General features: G+C 65.5%; 3 protein-coding genes. All 3 read left to right on the forward strand.

Annotation, left to right across the window (positions count from 1 at the left end):
• A partial coding sequence (gene ccmE, locus ACMUVN_RS33210) for a cytochrome c maturation protein CcmE (RefSeq protein WP_414816045.1) occupies window positions 1-336 on the forward strand: 336 nt, incomplete at its 5' end.
• Window positions 333-2,327 carry a heme lyase CcmF/NrfE family subunit gene (locus ACMUVN_RS33215; protein ID WP_414816046.1) on the forward strand — a complete coding sequence of 665 codons (1,995 nt, stop codon included), beginning with the start codon at window positions 333-335 and terminating at the stop codon, window positions 2,325-2,327. The genes ccmE and ACMUVN_RS33215, both read left to right, overlap by 4 nt.
• Window positions 2,324-2,763: cytochrome c-type biogenesis protein CcmH (locus ACMUVN_RS33220; protein ID WP_414816047.1), on the forward strand; the 440-nt coding region annotated here is incomplete at its 3' end. The genes ACMUVN_RS33215 and ACMUVN_RS33220, both read left to right, overlap by 4 nt.

Genomic DNA, 2,763 nt, shown 5'->3' on the forward strand with positions numbered 1-2,763 from the left:
CTCGGCGGCCTGGTCGGCGAGGGCAGCGTCGTGCGCGGCACCGGCTCGACCGTGGAATTTGCCGTCACCGACGCCAGCGCCAATGCCGTCAAGGTGAGATATACCGGCATCCTTCCCGATCTCTTCCGCGAGGGCCAGGGCGTCGTCACCGAAGGCATGTTTACGCCGGGAACGAATGTCTTCGTCGCCGACACCGTGCTTGCCAAGCATGACGAGACCTATATGCCGAAGGATGTGGCCGACCGGCTGAAGCAGCAGGGGCTGTGGAAGGAAGGGCAAGGCGAGGAGAGCAAGGGCAAGCAAGCTCAGGGCCAGGAAGTGAAGGCGACGCCATGATCATCGAGATCGGCCATTACGCGCTGGTGCTGGCGCTGGCCACGGCGCTCATCCTCTCCATCGTGCCGGTGATCGGCGCCCGTCGTCACGACCGGGCGATGATGGATGTGGCGACGATCGGCTCGCTGGCGATGTTCGCGCTGGTGGCCTTCGCCTTCGGCGTGCTGACCTATGCCCATGTCGTCTCGGATTTCTCGGTCGAGAACGTCTGGGAGAATTCGCATTCGCTGGTGCCGCTGATCTATAAATATTCCGGCGTCTGGGGCAATCACGAGGGATCGATGATGCTCTGGCTGCTGATCCTGACGCTGTTCAGCGCGCTGGTCGCCGTCTTCGGGCGCAATCTGCCGGAGACGCTGAAGGCCAATGTGCTTTCCGTGCAGGCCTGGATCTCGGTCGCCTTCACGCTGTTCATTCTTCTGACCTCCAATCCCTTCCTGCGGCTCGATCCGGCGCCGGCTGAGGGCCGCGATCTCAATCCGGTCCTGCAGGATATCGGTCTCGCCATCCACCCGCCGCTGCTTTATCTCGGTTATGTCGGCTTCTCCGTCTGCTTCTCCTTTGCCGTCGCTGCCCTTCTGGAAGGCCGCATCGACGCGGCCTGGGCGCGCTGGGTGCGGCCCTGGACGCTGGCCGCCTGGACCTTTCTGACGCTCGGCATCGCCATGGGCTCCTACTGGGCCTATTACGAACTCGGCTGGGGCGGCTGGTGGTTCTGGGACCCGGTGGAAAACGCCTCCTTCATGCCGTGGCTGGCCGGCACCGCACTGCTGCATTCGGCGCTTGTCATGGAAAAGCGCGAGGCGCTGAAGATCTGGACGGTGCTGCTCGCCATCCTCACCTTCTCGCTGTCGCTGATGGGCACCTTCCTGGTGCGCTCCGGCGTGCTGACCTCGGTGCATGCCTTTGCCAGCGACCCCACCCGCGGCGTCTTCATTCTCTGCATCCTGCTGATCTTCATCGGCGGGGCGCTGTCGCTGTTTGCCTTCCGCGCGCCGCGGCTCGCTGCCGGCGGGCTGTTTGCGCCGATCTCGCGTGAGGGCGCGCTCGTCGTCAACAATCTGATCCTGACGGTCGCCTGCGGCACGGTGCTGACAGGCACGCTCTATCCGCTGCTGCTGGAGACGCTGACCGGCGACAAGATCTCCGTCGGACCGCCCTTCTTCAACCTGACCTTCGGCCTGCTGATGGCGCCGCTGATCGTCATCGTGCCCTTCGGGCCGATGCTTTCCTGGAAGCGCGGCGATCTGCTCGGCGCCCTGCAGCGGCTCTATGTCGTCGCAGCTCTCGCCTTCCTGGCCGCCGTGGTCTTCTTCTATGTCCAACATGGCGGACCGGTGCTGTCAGTGCTCGGGCTGGCGGCCGGCCTGTTCCTCATCCTCGGCGCCATCGCCGATCTCTGGTATCGCGCCGGCATCGGCAAGGTTTCCGCCAGTGTCGCCTGGCGCCGGCTTTCCGGCCTGCCGCGTTCGGCCTTTGGCACCGCTCTTGCCCATGCCGGGCTCGGCGTCACCGTGCTCGGCATCGTCGCCGTCACGACCTTCCAGAGCGAATACGTCATCGAGATGAAGCCCGGCGCGATCACCGAGGCCGGCGGTTACAGCCTGCATTTCGACGGCATGCAGCCGGCGACCGGGCCGAACTATACCGAGGAGCGCGGCCACTTCACCATCCGGCGCGCCGGTGTCGCGGTGGCCGATACCTGGTCGGCCAAGCGTCTTTACACCGCCCGGCAGATGCCGACGACGGAGGCCGGCATTCTGACCTTCGGGCTCAGCCAGCTCTATGTCTCGCTCGGCGACGCCACCAAGGACGGCGGCATCGTCGTGCGCATCTGGTGGAAGCCGTTCATTCTCTGCATCTGGGGCGGAACGGTGATCATGGCCTTCGGCGGCCTCGTCTCGCTCACCGACCGCCGCCTGCGCGTCGGCGCCCCTCGCAGGAAGGCGAAAGCCGCGAAGTCTGCTGCTGCAATGGAGCCGGCGGAATGATGCGGCGTCTCTTGCTGGCTTTCGCTTTGCTGCTGATGGCGGCTCCCGCCTTTGCCGTCAATCCGGACGAGGTGCTGGCCGATCCGGCGCTCGAGGCGCGGGCCCGCGCCCTGTCGGCCGAACTGCGCTGCATGGTCTGCCAGAACCAGTCGATCGACGATTCCAATGCCGATCTGGCCAAGGATCTGCGCCTGCTGGTGCGCGAGCGCATCGCCGATGGCGACAGCGACGAGGCGGTGCTGAACTATATCGTCTCGCGCTATGGCGAGTTCGTGCTGCTGAAGCCGCGTATCGGCATGAAGACGGTGCTGCTCTGGGGCGCGCCGGTGCTGCTGGTGACCCTCGGCGGGCTGTCATTGCTGGTCTTTGCGCGCAAGAGGGCCGGCAAGCCGACCGGCAGCAAGCTGACAGCCGACGAACAGGCGAAGCTGAGCGA

This window comes from Rhizobium sp. IY2 (genome assembly GCF_047532935.1).
In the GTDB taxonomy this organism is placed as follows: domain Bacteria; phylum Pseudomonadota; class Alphaproteobacteria; order Rhizobiales; family Rhizobiaceae; genus Rhizobium; species Rhizobium anhuiense.